15 protein-coding genes and 1 pseudogene are annotated in these 17754 nt (G+C 61.7%); 6 read left to right on the top strand and 10 right to left on the bottom strand.

Translation table 11 applies throughout. From position 1 onward, the window contains the following. The first annotated feature begins 332 nt into the window (after positions 1 to 332). The 3 genes and pseudogenes from FJ938_RS10615 to FJ938_RS10605 all read left to right on the top strand — a co-directional run. Complete coding sequence (locus tag FJ938_RS10615) at positions 333 to 1802, top strand: phosphomannomutase (protein WP_246673260.1); 1470 nt, start codon at positions 333 to 335, stop codon at positions 1800 to 1802. Continuing rightward, complete coding sequence (locus FJ938_RS10610; protein ID WP_140693469.1) at positions 1799 to 3214, top strand: mannose-1-phosphate guanylyltransferase/mannose-6-phosphate isomerase; 1416 nt, start codon at positions 1799 to 1801, stop codon at positions 3212 to 3214. Before FJ938_RS10615 ends, FJ938_RS10610 begins: the two co-directional genes overlap by 4 nt. Before the next feature lie 77 nt (positions 3215 to 3291). Beyond that, a pseudogene (locus tag FJ938_RS10605) lies at positions 3292 to 3614 on the top strand (glycosyltransferase); the annotation flags it as partial. A 34-nt stretch (positions 3615 to 3648) separates the two neighbouring features. Here the strand turns inward: FJ938_RS10605 and rfbD are convergent. From rfbD to FJ938_RS10580, 5 genes are all read right to left on the bottom strand, one after another. Then, positions 3649 to 4581, bottom strand: coding sequence for a dTDP-4-dehydrorhamnose reductase (gene rfbD / locus FJ938_RS10600; protein ID WP_140693466.1), 933 nt, complete (start codon positions 4579 to 4581; stop codon positions 3649 to 3651). Next, a complete protein-coding gene (gene rfbB, locus FJ938_RS10595; protein WP_140693463.1) occupies positions 4578 to 5648 on the bottom strand; it encodes a dTDP-glucose 4,6-dehydratase in 1071 nt (356 codons plus the stop codon). The genes rfbD and rfbB overlap by 4 nt, the downstream gene beginning before the upstream one ends. A gap of 70 nt (positions 5649 to 5718) precedes the next feature. Next, positions 5719 to 6270 (bottom strand): dTDP-4-dehydrorhamnose 3,5-epimerase, encoded by a 552-nt coding sequence (gene rfbC / locus FJ938_RS10590; protein ID WP_140693460.1) that lies wholly within the window; start codon positions 6268 to 6270, stop codon positions 5719 to 5721. Positions 6271 to 6273: 3 nt separating this feature from the next. Next, positions 6274 to 7155, bottom strand: coding sequence for a glucose-1-phosphate thymidylyltransferase RfbA (gene rfbA / locus FJ938_RS10585; protein ID WP_140610091.1), 882 nt, complete (start codon positions 7153 to 7155; stop codon positions 6274 to 6276). A gap of 345 nt (positions 7156 to 7500) precedes the next feature. Next, entirely contained in the window at positions 7501 to 8091 is a 591-nt protein-coding gene (locus FJ938_RS10580; RefSeq protein WP_140693457.1) for a biotin transporter BioY, read from the bottom strand. A gap of 116 nt (positions 8092 to 8207) precedes the next feature. On the opposite strand from FJ938_RS10580, the gene FJ938_RS10575 reads away from it, so the two are divergent. After that, positions 8208 to 9116, top strand: a complete 909-nt coding sequence (locus tag FJ938_RS10575; RefSeq protein ID WP_140693454.1) for an MBL fold metallo-hydrolase — start codon at positions 8208 to 8210, stop codon at positions 9114 to 9116. 60 nt (positions 9117 to 9176) lie between these two features. Here the strand turns inward: FJ938_RS10575 and FJ938_RS10570 are convergent, their stop codons facing one another. Beyond that, complete coding sequence (locus tag FJ938_RS10570; RefSeq protein ID WP_140693451.1) at positions 9177 to 9962, bottom strand: DUF1499 domain-containing protein; 786 nt, start codon at positions 9960 to 9962, stop codon at positions 9177 to 9179. An 80-nt stretch (positions 9963 to 10042) separates the two neighbouring features. Further along, positions 10043 to 11671: a fatty-acid--CoA ligase gene (locus FJ938_RS10565; protein WP_140693448.1), complete on the bottom strand. Its 1629-nt coding sequence runs from the start codon at positions 11669 to 11671 to the stop codon at positions 10043 to 10045. 320 nt (positions 11672 to 11991) lie between these two features. On the opposite strand from FJ938_RS10565, the gene FJ938_RS10560 reads away from it, so the two are divergent. Continuing rightward, positions 11992 to 12348: a hypothetical protein gene (locus tag FJ938_RS10560; RefSeq protein WP_140693445.1), complete on the top strand. Its 357-nt coding sequence runs from the start codon at positions 11992 to 11994 to the stop codon at positions 12346 to 12348. Between the two features lie 126 nt (positions 12349 to 12474). Continuing rightward, positions 12475 to 12864 carry a DUF427 domain-containing protein gene (locus tag FJ938_RS10555; protein ID WP_140610050.1) on the top strand — a complete coding sequence of 130 codons (390 nt, stop codon included), beginning with the start codon at positions 12475 to 12477 and terminating at the stop codon, positions 12862 to 12864. Positions 12865 to 12912: 48 nt separating this feature from the next. Here FJ938_RS10555 and FJ938_RS10550 read toward each other — a convergent pair whose 3' ends face one another. The 3 genes from FJ938_RS10550 to ppdK all read right to left on the bottom strand — a co-directional run bounded on the left by FJ938_RS10550 (position 12913) and on the right by ppdK (position 17709). After that, complete coding sequence (locus tag FJ938_RS10550) at positions 12913 to 13653, bottom strand: polysaccharide deacetylase family protein (RefSeq protein ID WP_140693442.1); 741 nt, start codon at positions 13651 to 13653, stop codon at positions 12913 to 12915. Positions 13654 to 13797: 144 nt separating this feature from the next. Then, positions 13798 to 14901: a glycosyltransferase family 9 protein gene (locus tag FJ938_RS10545; protein ID WP_140610052.1), complete on the bottom strand. Its 1104-nt coding sequence runs from the start codon at positions 14899 to 14901 to the stop codon at positions 13798 to 13800. Between the two features lie 129 nt (positions 14902 to 15030). Then, entirely contained in the window at positions 15031 to 17709 is a 2679-nt protein-coding gene (gene ppdK, locus FJ938_RS10540) for a pyruvate, phosphate dikinase (protein ID WP_140693439.1), read from the bottom strand. Positions 17710 to 17754 lie beyond the last annotated feature (45 nt).

Below are 17754 nucleotides of genomic sequence, written 5' to 3'. Positions count from 1 at the left end.
TAGCGTGGACTTGAGGTCATCGCCAGAGATTTTTTTATAGGTCATTCGATTGGGCCCGGTTCGCCGATCAAGACGTCGTTCAACAGCATTCGCAAAAGTAGCTCTCGCTTGTAAACATTTGACGGGCGATCCAAGGTAATTCTGCAGACTGGCCGCAAGACTGGAGGCCACCATCGCCATAGGCAATTGTGGCTTGTCTATGCACATTCGTTCGGCTTAATGCAGCCTCCAGCCAATATTCGAACCGTTGCGGATGCACTATTTTGAAGGTGCCCAGAATCCACTACGCGCTGGCCAAGCGATTTGTGGTTGACAGAGGAGCCTACTGCAATATGACGGCCTTCCCTCTCACCAGCCAAAGCGAAGTGATGAAATTTGGATCGAGTGGCCTTCGAGGCTTGGCTTCGGAACTGGTCGGCAAACCGAGCGGACTTTATACCGAGGCTTTCGCATGGCGCCTGGCCGCCGGCGGAATACAGCCGAAGGCCAGGGTGCTGGTAGGTCGCGACCTGCGCGACAGCAGCCCCACTATCGCCACCAACTGCATGGCGGCCCTGGCGGCAAGCGGACTGCAACCCATCGATTGCGGCGCCATTCCAACACCAGCTTTGGCACTGTGTGGCCGGCAACATGGGCTGGCGGCGTTGATGGTGACGGGTTCGCACATTCCAGCGGATCGCAACGGCATCAAATTCTACAGTCCGCATGGCGAGATCAGCAAGGCCGACGAGGCCGCCATGGCACATTATGCTGCTGAACGGTCGGATTCCTATTGCCCGCCGCCTCCAATGGGAACGGCTTTTCCGGCACACCACGATCAGGCGATCGCCGCCTATCGCAGGCGCGCCGAAGACATATTGGAGGCTGGCTCCCTTTCAGGCATGAGGGTTGGTGTTTATCAGCACAGTTCGGTCGCGGCGGATCTGCTGGTCGAGATTCTCCAATCCCTGGGCGCCAGTGTGACGCCCGTCGGGAAATCCGATACGTTCGTTCCTGTCGACACCGAAGCCGTGAGCGCCGCCACACTGGCAAAATTCAAAGGCTGGGCTCGAGAATTCAAACTCGACGCCATCGTTTCGACGGATGCCGATGCCGATCGTCCGCTCATCACCGACGAGAACGGCGATCTCTTTCGCGGCGACCTGATCGGCCTCGCCACTGCTTTGTTCTTGCGGGCAGACATTGTCGTGACGCCGGTGACCTCCAATTCGGGCATTTCGAACGCCTTCGGTTTCGAGGTCGTGAGAACCAGGGTCGGATCCCCCTTCGTCATCGAAGCCATGGAAGCGTCACACCGTGCCGGCCGTATCGTCATCGGCTTCGAGGCCAATGGCGGCGTTCTCCTGGGGTCGGATTGTATCCTGCATGGAAAAACTTTGACTGCGTTGCCGACACGCGATTCGTTGCTCCCTATCCTCGCCGTCCTCGGCCTGGTCGCATCGACAGGAAATATGCTGTCGCATCAGCGCGAGTTCTGGAAGCTTCCGGCATGCGCCAGCGAACGCCTCGAGAACTTCCCCGTGGACAGTTCGCGCGGCTTGATGCGTCGGCTCGCCGATCGGGATGCACTGCAGCAATTTCTCGCGCCCTTCGGGACTGTTGCCGAGGTCGACAAGACTGACGGCCTCAGAGCACGAATGCAGACCGGCGAGATCATCCATCTGCGGCCGTCCGGCAACGCGCCGGAGTTCCGCTGCTATTCGGAGGCTGAAAATCATGAAAGGGCAACAGCGATCGTGGCGCTGACGCTTGAGAGGGCGCGGGCAATCACATCGAAAAACGAAACAGAGGCCGTGTCATGAAAGTGGTTCCCGTCATCATCAGTGGTGGAGCCGGATCGCGGCTATGGCCCGCATCGAGGCAATCGCACCCCAAGCCTTTCCTCAAAGTGGCAGACGGGCATTCTCTTATTCAGCACACCGTGTTGCGCGCCGCTTCGATGAAAGGTGTCGTGGAACTCGTTGTGGTCACGTCCGGGGAACACCTCTTTCTGACGAAGGACGGTTTCGACGAACTGGATGCGGTGATACTGCCACGCACATTTCTGCTTGAGCCCGAAGGCCGGGATACGGCCGCCGCCGTGGCGGCCGCTGTCATCCATGCCAAGGCAACGCACGGTCCTGACGCTATTCTATGCGTCTTCCCAGCGGATCATATGATTGGCAACCTGCCTGCCTTTCTGAGCGTCATGAGCCGGGCCATCGAGCATGCAAAGCTCGGGCGGATCGCCACATTGGGCATCAACCCAACCAGGCCGGACACGGCATTCGGCTACATCGAAGCGGATGGCGAGAAAGTCGTCCGTTTCGTTGAAAAACCGGATCTCGAGACGGCCAAGGCCTATGTCGCATCCAAACGCTTCTTCTGGAATGGCGGCATCTTCTGCTTCAGCGCGCAGACCATGCTCGACGAAATGACTTTGCATTGCCCCGCCGTGATCCAGGCTGTTTCCGACAGCTATGAGAACGGCCGCTTCAGCGAAGGCGAAGGCTTTGCCAAAATCGAACTCGCGCCGGAGTATTTTGGCTCCGCCCCGCGGATCTCGATCGATCGCGCGGTCATGGAGAAAACGAGCAATCTTGCCGTGATTCCCTGCGACATGGATTGGAACGACATCGGATCCTGGAACGCAATGGCCGATTTGATCGCTCCCGACGAAAGCGGGAACAGGATACGCGGCGACGTCCACATGGTCGACACGACCGGCAGCTATGTGAGTTCGGACAAGCGCGTCATCGGCACGGTCGGCGTCAGCGATCTGGTGATCGTGGATTCCCCTGACGCGCTGCTTGTGGCGTCCCGCGACCGCGTCCAGGACGTCAAGAAGCTGTTCGAGGGCCTCAAGGCTTCTGGTCACCAAGCGCATTTGCTTCACAGCACGGTTCACCGCCCGTGGGGTACCTATACGGTTCTGGAGGAAGGCGAGCGCTTCAAGATCAAGCGGATCGAGGTGAAGCCTGGCCGGCGTCTGAGCCTGCAGATGCACTATCATCGCTCGGAGCACTGGGTGGTGGTCAGCGGCTCCGCGAAAATAGTCAACGGCGATCAGGAATTGTTCCTGGCCACCAACGAGTCGACCTACATTCCCTCCGGCCACAAACATCGGCTGGAAAATCCGGGCAGAATTGACCTGGTGATCATTGAGGTGCAAAGCGGCGACTATCTCGGCGAGGACGATATCGTCAGGTTCGACGACGCTTACGGACGGATGTAGTTTTTCCTGCATCACGAGAACGCGAATGTGTCGCTGGCTGACCACCAGCAGGAATGGCGCTCCTCCACAACTGCCTTGGATTCATTTTTCGTTCAAACCAGAGGTCGGAAGCCTACGGCCTATCGCTGGCCGAGGCAGCCATGTGCGGCAAGCCGATGATTTCGTGCGAAGTCGGGACGGGAACAAGTTATGTGAACAAGGCTGGCGAGACCGGGCTGGTCGTTCCGCCTTCCGATCCAGAACGACTGGCGAAGCGATGGAGCGGTTCGTCGATTCGCCGGCTGAAGCAGCGAAATGGGGGCGAGCCGCCCGAGATCGCTATATCAGCCTTTTTACGGCGGACAGGATGGGAAGGGCGTATGCCGATCTCTATCACCAACTCGACAGCCGTCGACGCTGAGTGTCACGATAAAGCTCGGCTTCGAATTGTGGGCTCAGCGGATGTGGGCGGTACTCAAAGATGCCCGGTCATCCGGCCGAGCCTTCCCGCTTAGGAGCTGACCGACCACGGCTTCCGTCGACTGTCGCCAGTCAGGTGCGTTCCACCCGAAGGTGGAAGCGAACTTCGCGCTCGACAGCCGCGAATTGGCGGGGCGGCGTGCCTTGGTCGGATAGTCCTTGGCGGCAATGTCGCGCACCCGTGCATGGGGTCCACCAAGCATTCGGCTTGTGTCCAGGATATGACGGGCAAAACCGCTCCAGCTGGTCTCGCCCGAGCCGGCCAGATGGTAGATGCCGAACGCGGTGAAGCTCTTGTCGCGCCGCAGCGTGGCCGCCGCATGCAGGATCGCGTCGGCGATATCGAGGGCGCAGGTGGGATTTCCCCATTGATCGGCCACCACGGAAATCTCGTCGCGCTCGGCGGCCAGCCGCAGCATGGTTTTCACGAAATTCCTGCCGAACGGGCTGTAGACCCAGGCGGTGCGCAGGATCACATGGCGCGGACCGGCGGCGGCCACCGCCTGCTCGCCGGCGAGCTTGGAAGCACCATAGACACCGAGCGGCGCCGTCGCGTCGGCCTCGACATAGGCGTCGGGAGCACTGCCGTCGAAGACATAATCGGTCGAAAGATGGATGACGGGAACGCCGAGCCGCGCTGCCGCTTCAGCCACCTTACCGGCACCGGTCGCGTTGACCGCAAAGGCCAGATCTGGCTCGTCCTCGGCCTGATCCACGGCCGTGTACGCAGCGGCCGACACGACGATATCCGGCTTCGCAACCGCGATGGCGTCGATGACGGTGTGGGGTCTTGTCAGGTCGAGTTCGGGACGGCCGATGGCGACGACCTCAACGCCGGCATTTCCATGGCCGGCCTCCAGAAGGCTTGCCGCGACCTGGCCGTCGCGTCCGGTGACAACGAGCCTCACGCGCCCACCTTGCGGGCTTCGCCCAATCTTTCGCCGGCATAGCGCTGCTCGCGGATCGGTCCCCACCACCATTTGTTGTCGAGGAACCAGTCCACGGTTCGAGCCAGGCCGCTGTCGAAGTTTTCCCTAGGCGCCCAGCCGAGCTCGCGGCCGATCTTGGAGGCATCGATGGCGTAGCGGCGGTCATGGCCAGGACGGTCGGTGACGAAGGAGATCAGCTCGCGATAGCGCCGGCCCCCGGCCCTGGGACGCCTGATGTCGAGCAGATCGCAGATCGTCTGGACGACGGAGAGGTTCGTGCGTTCCGAATTGCCGCCGACATTGTAGCTCTCGCCGGCAAGCCCTTTCGTAGCGATGAGTTCCAGGGCCCGCGCGTGATCCTCGACGAACAGCCAGTCGCGCACATTGGCTCCGGCGCCATAGACCGGCAGCGGCTTCTCGTCGAGCCCGTTGAGGATGACGAGCGGAATAAGCTTCTCGGGAAAATGGTAGGGGCCGTAATTGTTAGAACAGTTGGAGAGCACGACCGGCAGGCCGTAGGTCTCGTGCCATGCCCGCACCAGATGGTCGGAGGCCGCCTTCGAGGCGGAATAGGGCGAGGACGGCGCATAAGGCGTCTCCTCGACGAACATGCCGCCATCGAAAGGTAGGTCGCCGAACACCTCGTCGGTCGAGACATGATGGAAGCGGAAGCGGCTTTTCCTGTCGTCGGAAAGGCCGCGCCAATATTCGAGCGCGGCATTGAGCATCTTGTAGGTGCCGACGATATTGGTCTCGATGAAGGCGCCAGGCCCGTCGATCGAGCGGTCGACATGGCTTTCGGCCGCCAGGTTCATGACGATATCGACGTCATCACGGCGCATTATGTCGAGCACCGCCCTCTCGTCGCAGATATCGGCATGAGCGAAGCTGTAATTATGGGCATTCTCGATCGGCCGCAGCGAGGCCAGGTTACCGGCGTAGGTGAGCTTGTCGAGATTGGTCACCCGGTAGGCCGGATTGGCGCACAGATGCCGGCATACCGCCGAGCCGATGAAACCGGCGCCGCCTGTCACCAGAAAGTTCATACAACTATCCCCATGCAGCACCCTCTTTGGGCCACACTCTTTCTGGCTGCATTCCCTTTGGCAACGCTCATCAGTCGAACACCTCCGCCGCGGCCAGCGGCGGCGCCTTGAGGTCCTTGTCCGACAGCTGGAAACCGCCAGGTAACGAGGGCCATTCGATGCCGATGGCGGGATCGTCGAAACGGATCGACCGGTCATGCTCCGGCGAGTAGGTGTCGGTCACCTTATACAGAACCTCGGTGTCGGGCACGAGCGTCACAAAGCCATGCGCGAAGCCCTTGGGCACCAGGATCTGGTTGCCCCTTTCGGCCGACACTTCCAGAGCGATCCATTCGCCAAAGGTCTTCGAACTTCGGCGAATGTCGACACAAATGTCCAGAATCCGACCGCGTATGACACGCAGCAACTTGTCCTGGGTCCGGGGCGCGAGCTGATAATGGAGCCCGCGCAAGACGCCCGCCGCGGCGGAGTAGGAATGGTTGTCCTGCACGAAATGCAGTTTTAGTCCAGCCTGCGCAAATCGGTCGGCATTATAGGTTTCCATAAAGAAACCGCGCGCATCGCCATGCCGCTTTGGAATGATCTCCAGCACGCCTTCGATGCCGAGGGAGCTGATCTCCAACGCTCAGCCCTCCGACAGTTCGACGACACGCCGGCGCAGATAGGCGGCATATTCATTCTTTCCCAACCGGGTGGCGCGTTGCAGCACCTGCTCGGCCGTCAGCCAGCCCTGCTCGAAGGCGATCTCCTCCGGGCATGCGACCTTGATGCCTTGGCGATGCTCGATCGTGCGTACGAAGGAAGAAGCGTCGTTCAGACTGTCATGGGTCCCGGTGTCGAGCCAGGCATAGCCGCGCCCCAGTCGATGCACATGCAGCAAGCCGCGATCGAGATAGGCGTTGTTGACCGCCGTGATCTCAAGCTCGCCGCGGGCCGAAGGCCGAATGGCCGAAGCGATGTCGACGACAGTGTTGTCGTAAAAATAAAGCCCGGTGACGGCCCAGTTGGATTTCGGCTTTTGCGGCTTTTCCTCGATCGTGCGCGCCGTTCCGGTGGCCTTGTCGAAGGAGACGACACCATACCGTTCAGGATCATCCACACGGTAGGCGAACACCGAAGCGCCCGTGTCGCGAGAAGCGGCGGCGCGGCAAAGCTGCGACAGCCCGTCGCCAAAATAGATGTTGTCGCCCAGGATCATCGACACACTGTCCTTGCCGATGAACTCGCGGCCAATGATGAACGCTTCCGCTAGTCCATTGGGATGCGGCTGCTCAGCATAGGAGATATCCAGGCCAAACTCCGATCCGTCACCGAGTAAATCTCGGAAAACGGGCAAATCCCGCGGCGTCGAGATGACCAGAATTTCACGAATTTCCGCGAGCATCAGCACGCTCAGCGGATAGTAGATCATCGGCTTGTCGTATACTGGAAGGATTTGTTTCGAGACAGCTAACGTCAGCGGATAAAGGCGTGTTCCACTGCCTCCCGCAAGGATAATTCCTTTCAAGAAGCCCTCCTTGACATGCCAAGATCCCCCGGCAGCGACGGTAGCCATACAACCCCGAAAAGCAGCTGCCAGTGCTCGCTTATATCGTAGAGTCGTTACCAAAATACGCCTGGTATCACTCCTTGGATGCTCCTCGTGAACAGGAACGGCACCATGTCGGGACGCCCCAAGGGCCATACGCGGTGAAGAAGCCGGATCCGACAGCCTCGTCGCCGAGTTCCAGGAGCAGCCTGGCGATGTGATAGTCTATGAAGCCCGCAACCCTATGACCAGAACCTTCTTCCGAACCGCCCGTCCCCGGGACTTGACTCCCGACGTCTATGCACACCGAGCTTCTTGCTAAACTCAGGAGCGCTTGAGCAGCGACCAGGCGGCCGGCACCAGGCTTGCCGCAAGGGCAACCTTGATCAGGTCGCCGACGATGAACGGCACGACGCCGAACTGCCAGGATTTTTCCGGACCGATGAGCAGCGCCAGCCAGGCAAAGCCCATCGCCATCATCACCACCTCGGCAACCAGCATCGCGTTGAAAAGCTTGATCGGGTGACGGTCCCAGCCGCGGCCGGCGGCCCAGCCGACAATCGCCGCCATGACCACGAAGCCAGCGAGATAGCCGCCGGTGGAGCCGAGCATGTAGGCAATGCCGATGCCTTTCTCCGGCGTGCTCTGGAAGACCGGGAAGCCCATCGCGCCTTCCGCCATGTAGAGCAGGAGAGTGGCGACGCCGAGGCGCATGCCGAAGGCGGCGGCGATCAGGAAGACGGCGAGTGTCTGCATCGACATATCGACAGGCCCCAGCATGACCTTGGTCTTGGCCGACAGGGTCAGCAGCAGCGTTCCGGCGATCGCCAGGAAAAACTGCGTTGCCAGCCGCGCCGCGCCTTCCTGCGGCAAGGCCAGAGAAACAAGCGGGCGCATCGTCGTTGCAGTTGCCATGGTCACTTCCCCAATCCGATTTGCCGCGATCCAACAATCGCGCTCTTGCGTTTTCCTATATTGGCTTGCGTGCTATGCGGCAATCGCTTTTGCCATTCCAGGAACAATGTGGCGACATGGCCCTCAAATTCGATACCAGCTTCGATCCCAACTACGGCCAGGGCGCGAACGTGGCGCCTGACGTGCAGCGCGTCACGGCCCGAAACCCGAGCCCCTTCACCTTTTATGGCACCAACAGCTATATCGTGGGGCGCGAGACGCTGGCGGTGATCGATCCTGGTCCCGATGACGATGCGCATCTTCAGACCCTGCTCGACGTGATCGCCGGTAGGCCGGTCAGCCATATCTTCGTCAGCCACACGCATCGCGACCATTCTCCGCTGGCGGCCCGGCTGAAAGAGCGCACCGGCGCCACGGTGCTCGCTGAGGGACCGCACCGGCCAGCAAGGCCATTGCACATTGGCGAGACCAATGCGCTCGATGCCAGCGCCGACATGGCCTTTCTTCCCGACATCGCGCTGCCGGACGATGCGATCGTCGCCGGCGACGGCTGGGCGATCCGGACGGTTCTCACCCCCGGCCACACCGCCAATCACGCGGCGTTCTCGCTGGAAGGAACCGGAATCCTGTTTTCGGCCGATCATGTCATGGGATGGGCGACGTCCATCGTCGCGCCACCGGACGGGGCAATGGCAGACTACATGGCATCGCTGGACAAGCTGATCAGGCGCGACGACCACCTGCTGCTGCCCGGCCATGGCGGGCCGGTGACGGCGCCGCGCAGTTTCATGCGCGGACTGAAGACGCATCGCAAGATGCGCGAGCGGGCCATACTGGAGCGGGTCAGGGCCGGCGACCGGACGGTTCCCGACATGGTCAAGGCGATCTACCGGGACACCGATCCCCGGCTGCACGGTGCGGCCGGCCTGTCCGTGCTTGCCCATCTCGAGGATCTGGTGGCGCGCGGCATGATCTCGACAGACGCCGCCCCCGCCATTGACGGCATTTTCACGCCAGCTCGATAGGTGCACCTAGCCCGGCCTCTCCTCACCGGTTTCTCGCTGGCCAGTTCAGCTGGGAAATGACTATTCGGCTGGCGCCGCCCCGACCTGTCCGGCGACTTCCTGATCCAGTTCCGCCAGGAACTCGGTGATGCGCGCGGCATTGTCGCCAAGGTCATGGCGGCCATAGCGCGAAGCCGACCGCATGTCGACGATGATCATATCGCCGTTATCGGTCACGCGGATCGCCACATCAGCCGGGAGGCCGAGCGCGAAGCTCGAGGCGACGGCGGTAATGGTCACTTCTCTCTGCCCAGCGAGGTCGGGATAGGGTTGCGAAAGGTCCCAGCCGCGCCGGTCGAGCACGGTTTCGACGGCATTGACGACGGTCTCGAACGGAAGGTCATAGCTGCGTGCGCTGACCAGCGGATAGCTGTCGGTCTGCAACGTCTGCTCGCCCGGCGTGGACGGAGACAGCACATTCATGTCCTTCGTGCGGTCACTCACATCGAGCGCGGGCGGATCGTCGAAATCGGTCGAGATGTCCCTCAGCGGCGGATAGATCGTCACCCAGTAGGCAGCGACGCCATACGGGGTAAGCACCAGCAGGGCCAGCAAGGCGCCAACGGTCAGATCGCGGCCGCCACGGTCGCCGAAATTCCATAGCCTGGAAAAGGCCAGCCCGGCAAAAAGCAGCGCCAGCGCCGCCAGCAGCGCGACAATGCCCAGCACCCACAGGAATACGGGCGTCTCGACGAGACCGAAGCGATGGCCGACGAAGTCGGTCAGCAAAAGCACCGCTGAAAATGCGCCCGTGCGCCGCGACCAGCCGGCAGCCTTCGACGTTTGCCGTTCCAGAATGCTAACCATTGTTCTCTGCGCTGTCCCTACCCGGACGGAGGTTTAGTGCCTTTTTGCGACGGCTTGAAGCCGAAACACGCAACATCCCCTCAATCCGTCGGCAAGCGGTAATCCCTGAACTGCTGGCGCAAGGTGATCTTCTGGATCTTGCCGGTGGCGGTATGCGGTATTTCGCCGACGAAAGCGACATCATCGGGCATCCACCATTTGGCCAGCTTGCCATCCATGAAGCCGAGAATGTCAGCCTTGGTCGGTTCCTTGCCCGGCTTGGCGACGACGACCAGCAGGGGCCGCTCGCCCCATTTCGAATGATGAACACCGATGGCTGCCGCTTCCGCCACGTCCGGATGGCCGACGGCCAGATTCTCGAGCTCGATGGTCGAGATCCATTCGCCGCCGGATTTGATGACGTCCTTGGCGCGATCGGTGATCTGCATATAGCCGCCGGCATCGATATGAGCGACATCTCCCGTATCGAACCAGCCGTCCTCGTCGAATTGCTCCGTGCCCGCGCCGCCATAATAGGCGCGGGCAACAGCCGGACCGCGCACCTTCAGCCGGCCAAAGGTCTTGCCATCCCAGGGTTGCGGGTTGTTCTCGTCGTCGGTCACCTTCATTTCGACGCCAAAGGGCGGATAGCCCTGCTTGCCCTGGATGTCGAGCCGCGCTTCTCCCTCAAGGCCGACATATTCGGGCTTCAAGGTGCACAGCGTGCCGAGCGGCGACATCTCGGTCATGCCCCAGGCATGGATGACCTGGACACCGAAATTGTCCTGAAATTTCGTCATGATCGCGCGCGGGCAGGACGAGCCGCCGATGACGATCTTGTTCAGATGAGGCAGCTTCCTGCCGGTTTCTTCCAGATATTGCAGCAGCATCATCCAGACCGTCGGCACGGCAGCGCTGAAGGTCACTTTCTCGGTGTCGAGCAATTCGTAGATCGAGGCGCCGTCCATCTTGCAGCCAGGCATGACCAGCTTGGCGCCGATCATCGGCCCGCTCTGGCCGAGACCCCAGGCATTGGCGTGGAACATCGGCACCACCGGCAGAATCGTATCGCGTGCCGACAGGCCCATCGCATCGGGCATGGCCGCGATCATGGCGTGCAGCACGTTCGAACGGTGACTATAGACAACGCCCTTGGGATCGCCTGTCGTGCCAGATGTGTAGCACATGCCTGCGGCAGTACCTTCGTCGAAAGTTTTCCAGGCGAAATCGCCATCGACCTCGTTGAGCCACTCCTCGTAAGCGACGACATTGGGCAACGCGGTTTTCGGCATGTGCGCATTATCGGTGAGCACGATCACCTTTTTCAGCGATTTGACGGCGCCGACGATCTTCTCGAGCAACGGTATGAAGGTGAGGTCGACGAAGACAGCCTTGTCCTCGGCATGGTTCATGATCCAGACGATCTGCTCGGGAAACAGGCGCGGATTGAGCGTGTGATAGATCGCGCCGATGCCCATGATGCCGTACCAGGCCTCGATATGGCGAGCGGTGTTCCAGGCCAGCGTGGCGATGCGGTCGCCCAACCGATAACCGTCGCGTTCCAGCCGCTGGGCGACCTTAAGAGAACGACGATGGATGTCGGCATAGGTGGTGCGCACGATCGGCCCCTCGATCGAACGCGACACGATCTCGCGCACGCCATGCTGCCGTTCAGCATTATCGATCAGCTTGTGGCACAGCAGTGGCCATTCCTGCATCAGCCCCAGCATCTCGTTCCTCCCCTAGTTTTTTGCGTTGTAGCTTTGGTTCATTGTGAAGCGAACCGGAGGATTGTCCAGTCACTCGCTTGCATGGCGAACGACTTTCTGAGCCCGTGCAAAATCGGCAACCGGTTGAATTTTGACGGGTTTTTGGCCTTCGGCTCCTGAATGCTCATGCCGACAAGATGGCGGAAGGGTCAAAATCGTCGGGTTGGAAACGGCGTCGTATTGGACGAAATCACGAGTAAATCCGCCACAATCCGGCCATCGTCCGCGTTAAGGTTCGTTAACGGGCAAAGGGGTGCGATTGGCGGCTGAAAGAGGTTCGCATGGACGCGCAGCTCGACGACAAGGCCCTGGAGAGCACACTTGCGGAAAGCCTGGCCGATTTGGTGCCAGACGAAAAGACTGTTTCCGAAGAAGAATTTGTTGAAGTTGTCGGCGGCGCGCTCGAAGCGGTCGGCGGTACGCTGCTGTTCAAGATGTGCGTCCAGAACGAAGGGGAAGGCCAGCACGTGGCGGCGGCATCCGTCGGCGACGGCGGCAATCGCCAGTTCCTGCTGCTCACCTTGCCGACCGGCGGCGGCGCGCTGAAAGTCGAGACCGTTTCGAGAAGCAGCAATCCGGTGGCGGGCATCGCGGCCGCCTATGCCGGCCTGCTGGATGCCTTCAAAACCGCCGCCTGAGCCTCAGCGGACACGAAAACGCTGGTGCCGCGCCTAGGCTGCTGGCGGCTGCCATGTTCGATGCCAAGGGGCCTTGCGCAACAGCTGTGTCCGCCACACCTTAAGGCCAGGCAAGAAGGAACCAGCATGGACAAGATCGCCAACCCGGCACCCGGCTTCCAGCGCAATCCCGACAAGATCATCACCATCGAGCCCTATGTCGGCACTGTCACGGTGCGCGTCGGCGATACGGTTATCGCTTCATCATCGAAGGCCAAGGTGCTGACCGAGGCGCCTTATCCGGCCGCCTTCTACATTCCGTTCGCCGACATCGATTTCGACAAATTGGGCGGCACGGAACACTCGACCCATTGCCCCTACAAGGGCGATGCCAGCTATTGGAGTGTGCTGCCGGCTGGCGAGGCGGGCAAGGACGCGATGTGGGCCTATCGGAAACCTTTCGACGAAATGACCGATATCCGCGACCACGGCGCGTTCTACGCCAGCAAGGTCAGCATCGAAGCCAAGCCGGGCTGAGTACTTCGCGTCAGCCATTTGCAGGCCGGCATCACCTTCAACGCGCAATCAGTCGGTGGTGCCGTGATTGCCTGTGCCATCGGCATCGTCGAGGCGCACGAAGGTCATGCCCCTGTCCTTGAGGGCCAGGAGGCCCTGCACCACGCCCTCGCCGGCGGCGTGGGTCGGCTGGTTGATGTGGGCGATGATGACGTCGCCGTCCTTGGCCGCGGCGATGCGCTTGGCGGCTTCCTTGGCGCCGAGCAGCGAGCCGCCATCGCCATTGATCGAGAAGCCGGCAATCTTGAAGCCGAGCTTGCGGATCATCGCGATGGCCGAGGGGCTGTATTCGGCGGTTGCGCCACGGAACCATTTCGGCGCCGGCTCACCCGTCCTGACAAGAGCAGCGGCACCCGATTCGACCTCGGCGAGCACCGCGTCAGGGCTGCCGGCGCTGCGTATGCCATAGATTTTCTGCGGCGTGTCGACCGCCGGAATATGGCGCCCGCCGTGATTTTCCAATTCGAAAAGGTCCGGATGTGCCCGCATGATGGCGACGGCCGCAGCGTTGCGCTTCAGCCAGATACCGGTGACAAAAATGGTGGCTGGTATCTTGTTTTCCACCAGCGCCGAGAGAATCCGCGTGTCGGTCTGTCCGCCGCAGGCATCGAGCGTGAGCGCGACGTGGCCCGCTCCGCTAACCGCGGGCTTGATGTGCAGCGTGGGCTCGACCAGCGGCGTTGCATGGCCGCTGGATATGACCGCCAACGACATGGCGATCGTGCAGAGATGTCCTTGCAGCTGACGCATCACACCGAATTCCTGACTGGCGATTTCAAGCCGGTATCCCAAGACCCGCATGAAGGCGGAAATCGGGACGATGGGTAGCAGAAAAATGCCTGGCGCGGCAATTTGACCGCCAGCCTGGTGAACGAACCCACCGAAAACAGCCGCTCAGACAGCGCCTTCGCGCTTCATCTCGGTGCGCGCGAGAACCTCGCGGGCCGCTTCGACGACAGGCTTGACCTCCAGGCGCCAGACACAACACGCTTTGCTGGGGTCGGTCCGGCGGCACAAGTCCTTGGCCACGCAGTCGCATGGCATCGGCGGCCGAAGCGCTATGCTGGGCACACCGACAGGTCCCCAGCGCGAAGGATGCGTCAGGCCGAACAGCCCGACAACCGGCGTGCCCGCGGCAGCAGCCATATGCATCGGGCCGCTCTCATTGCCGAGAAACAGCCGGGCCTGTTTCAGGACCGCCATCAGGCTCTCGAGCGACAATGTGCCGACAAGATCGACGACCGGCGTCGCTGTCTTGGCCAGGACCTGCGCGGCGGTCTCGCGTTCATCCGGCCCTCCCACCAGGACGACGCCCAATCCGGTGTCGGTTGCAATTTCGTCGATCGCCTCGGCAAACCGTTCCGGCTGCCATTGCCGGCCCTTGAAACTGGCGCCGGCATGGACGGCGACAAAGGCGTTCGGGTGAAGATGATGCTTGCCCAGAAGCGTCAGGGCTTTCACGGTCTCGAACGGCAGCGGCTGGATGCTTGGCACGGTCACGCGCAGATCGACCCCAAGTGCTTCAAGCGGCGAAAGATAGCGATAGACAAAATGCTGGCCGCCAAACCCGTACGGTTTGGCAAGCACATTGGCAGGCTGCCTCTCCAGCAGCCGCAGCGGCCTTTCGGATGGATTATAGCCGACGCGCGTCTTTGCGGTGACGAGCCCACTGATGATGCGTGAGGTTTTTGAATCGGTCAGGTCGATCGTCAGGTCGAAGCGGAAGCCACGCAGCGCCCGCACCGTGGCGTAAAGCTCCTTTACGCGCTCCAGAGTGGTGCCGCGCATGCGGGACCGCCTGAATGCGACCACCTCGGAGGCGATGCCATGCGCAACCACGAAGTTCTCGAATTGCGCTTCACAGAGGAAGACGATCCTTGCATCCGGGAATTCGAGTTGCAGGTTCCTTGCCAGCGCCGAGGCAAGAACGATGTCACCTATGAACTTCGTTTGAATGATCAGGATCGAGCGGAACGGCACGGGCGAGATCTGCAACATCTGATTCCGAAGACAATTGGCGGGCCGCCTGCAAATTGGGCAGGAACAATGTCGAGATTACGCGATGCCGTCAGCACGTTCGCGTGAGTTTTAATACAAAACCGTAAGCTTTGATAGAGCCTGACCGGCTTAGCCACGCCCCTTCTTCGCCACCTGCACCGCAGCCTGCGCGGCCGCCAGCCTGGCGATCGGCACGCGATAGGGCGAGCACGACACGTAGTCGAGCCCAACCTCCTCGCAGAAACGGATCGACGCTGGATCGCCGCCATGTTCGCCGCAGATGCCGAGCTTGATCTGAGGCCGGGTCGCCCTGCCCTTTTGCGCGGCCATGCGCACCAGTTCGCCGACGCCGTCGATATCGAGCGAGACGAACGGATCCTGCTCGATAATGCCCTTCTGGCGGTAGGTCTCCAGGAATGAAGCCGCATCGTCGCGCGAGATGCCGAAGGTGGTCTGGGTGAGGTCGTTGGTGCCGAAGGAGAAGAACTCGGCCGATTCGGCGATGACATGGGCACGGATCGCGGCGCGCGGCAGTTCGATCATCGTGCCCGTGAGATAATCGATCTTGACGCCGCTCTCGTCCATGACGCTTTTGGCGACCGCATCGATGCGCGCCTTCACGTAATCGAGTTCCTTCACAAGGCCGACCAGCGGCACCATGATCTCAGGCACCACCAGCGCGCCGGCCTTCTTGCCGGCCTCGACGGCCGCCTCGAAAATGGCGCGCGCCTGCATCTCGGCGATCTCGGGATAGGAGACGGCCAGCCGGCAGCCGCGATGGCCGAGCATCGGGTTGAATTCGTGCAGGGCCTCGGTGCGCTGCCGGAGCTTGTCTGGCGATACGTTCATGACGGACGCGACCTCGGCGATTTCGGCCTCGGTCTTGGGCAGGAATTCATGCAGCGGCGGGTCAAGCAAGCGGATCGTCACCGGCAGGCCGGCCATGATCTCGAACAACTCCAGGAAATCCGAGCGCTGCATGGGCAGAAGCTTGGCAAGGGCCGCGCGCCGGTCCTTCTCCGTGTCGGCGAGGATCATCTCGCGCATGGCGACGATGCGGGCGCCGTCGAAGAACATGTGTTCGGTGCGGCAAAGCCCGATGCCCTCGGCGCCGAAGGAGCGCGCCATGCGGGCATCGAGCGGCGTTTCGGCGTTGGTGCGCACCTTCATGCGCCGTGCCGCGTCCGCCCATTCCATGATGGCGGCGAAATCACCGGACAATTCCGGCTGCAGCATCGCCACCGCGCCCTTGAGCACCTGCCCATTGCCGCCGTCGATGGTGATGACATCGCCCTTGCGGAAGGTCTGCCCCATCGAGAGCAGCGTGCCGGCCTTGTAGTCGACGCGGAGCGAGCCGGCTCCGGAGACGCAGGGCTTGCCCATGCCGCGCGCCACGACCGCCGCATGGCTGGTCATGCCGCCACGCGTGGTCAGGATGCCCTCGGCGGCATGCATGCCGTGGATATCTTCGGGACTGGTCTCGATGCGCACCAGGATCGCCTTGCGCCCTTGTGTCTTGAGGTCCTCGGCATCGCCGGAGGAAAAGACGATCTCGCCGGTGGCGGCTCCGGGCGACGCCGGCAGGCCAACGCCGATCACATCGCGCGCGGCCTTCGGGTCAATGGTCGGGTGCAGCAACTGGTCGAGCGAGGCAGGATCGATGCGCGCGACGGCCTCCTCCTTCGTGATCAGACCGTCCCTCGCCATCTCGACAGCGATCCGGAGCGCCGCCTTGGCGGTACGCTTGCCGGAGCGGGTCTGCAGCATCCACAACTTGCCGCGCTCGATGGTGAATTCGAGGTCCTGCATGTCGCGGTAGTGCTTTTCCAGACTGTCGGAGATGGTGACGAAGGACTGGAAGGCGTCCGGCATCAGCTTCTGCAGCGACGGCTTGTCGGAGCCTGCGGCAATGCGGGCCGCCTCGGTGATATTCTGCGGCGTGCGGATGCCGGCGACGACATCCTCGCCCTGCGCGTTCACCAGGAACTCGCCATAGAGCTGCTTCTCGCCGGTCGAGGGGTTGCGGGTGAAGGCGACACCGGTGGCGGAGGTTTCGCCCATATTGCCAAACACCATGGCCTGGACGTTGACCGCCGTGCCCCAGCTTTCGGGGATGTCGTGCAGGCGCCGGTAGGTGATGGCGCGGTTGTTCATCCAGCTTGAAAACACCGCACCAATGGCGCCCCAGAGCTGTTCGTGCGGGTCCTGCGGGAACGGCCTGCCGAGTTCTTCCTCGACCTTAGCCTTGTAGAGCGCGATCACGCCTTGCCATTCGATGGCCGTCAGTTCGGTGTCGAGCTCGTGGCCGAGGCTAGCCTTCTGGTCTTCCAGTATCTCCTCGAACACCTCGTGATCGAGGCCCATGACGACATCGGAATACATCTGGATGAAGCGGCGGTAGCTGTCATAGGCGAAGCGCGCATCGCCGGAATCGGTGGCCAGCGCCTCGACCGTCTCGTCGTTCAGGCCGAGATTGAGAACGGTGTCCATCATGCCTGGCATCGAGGCGCGGGCCCCGGAGCGCACCGACACCAGCAACAGCTTTGACGGATCGCCGAAGCGGCGGCCGGTCAGCCGGCCGATATGATCGAGCGCGACCGCGACATTGGCTTCCAGTCCCGCGGGATAGGTGCGGCCGTTCGCATAATAAGCGTTGCAGACCTCGGTGGTGATGGTGAAGCCCGGCGGCACCGGCAGGCCCAGGCTGCACATCTCGGCCAGATTGGCGCCCTTGCCGCCCAGCAAATTCTTGTCGCCGGCACGGCCTTCCGCCGCACCATCGCCAAAGGTGAAAACCCATTTGGTCATGCTTTGCTCTCCGGTTGCAGGAGATTGGAAAGATTGGCGAAACGG

The organism is Mesorhizobium sp. B2-4-14 (assembly GCF_006442155.1).
Taxonomy (GTDB): Bacteria; Pseudomonadota; Alphaproteobacteria; order Rhizobiales; family Rhizobiaceae; genus Mesorhizobium.
The sequence above is the reverse complement of the archived record's forward strand: the minus strand, read 5'-3'. Positions and strand labels throughout refer to the sequence as shown.

Coding starts and splice junctions, on each gene's coding strand:
- FJ938_RS10615 (WP_246673260.1), top strand. CDS start 333: ATGACGGCCTTCCCTCTCACCAGCCAAAGCGAAGTGATGAAATTTGGA.
- FJ938_RS10610 (WP_140693469.1), top strand. CDS start 1,799: ATGAAAGTGGTTCCCGTCATCATCAGTGGTGGAGCCGGATCGCGGCTA.
- rfbB (WP_140693463.1), bottom strand. CDS start 5,648: ATGAACTTTCTGGTGACAGGCGGCGCCGGTTTCATCGGCTCGGCGGTA.
- FJ938_RS10580 (WP_140693457.1), bottom strand. CDS start 8,091: ATGGCAACTGCAACGACGATGCGCCCGCTTGTTTCTCTGGCCTTGCCG.
- FJ938_RS10575 (WP_140693454.1), top strand. CDS start 8,208: ATGGCCCTCAAATTCGATACCAGCTTCGATCCCAACTACGGCCAGGGC.
- FJ938_RS10570 (WP_140693451.1), bottom strand. CDS start 9,962: ATGGTTAGCATTCTGGAACGGCAAACGTCGAAGGCTGCCGGCTGGTCG.
- FJ938_RS10565 (WP_140693448.1), bottom strand. CDS start 11,671: ATGCTGGGGCTGATGCAGGAATGGCCACTGCTGTGCCACAAGCTGATC.
- FJ938_RS10560 (WP_140693445.1), top strand. CDS start 11,992: ATGGACGCGCAGCTCGACGACAAGGCCCTGGAGAGCACACTTGCGGAA.
- FJ938_RS10555 (WP_140610050.1), top strand. CDS start 12,475: ATGGACAAGATCGCCAACCCGGCACCCGGCTTCCAGCGCAATCCCGAC.
- FJ938_RS10550 (WP_140693442.1), bottom strand. CDS start 13,653: ATGCGTCAGCTGCAAGGACATCTCTGCACGATCGCCATGTCGTTGGCG.
- FJ938_RS10545 (WP_140610052.1), bottom strand. CDS start 14,901: ATGTTGCAGATCTCGCCCGTGCCGTTCCGCTCGATCCTGATCATTCAA.
- ppdK (WP_140693439.1), bottom strand. CDS start 17,709: ATGACCAAATGGGTTTTCACCTTTGGCGATGGTGCGGCGGAAGGCCGT.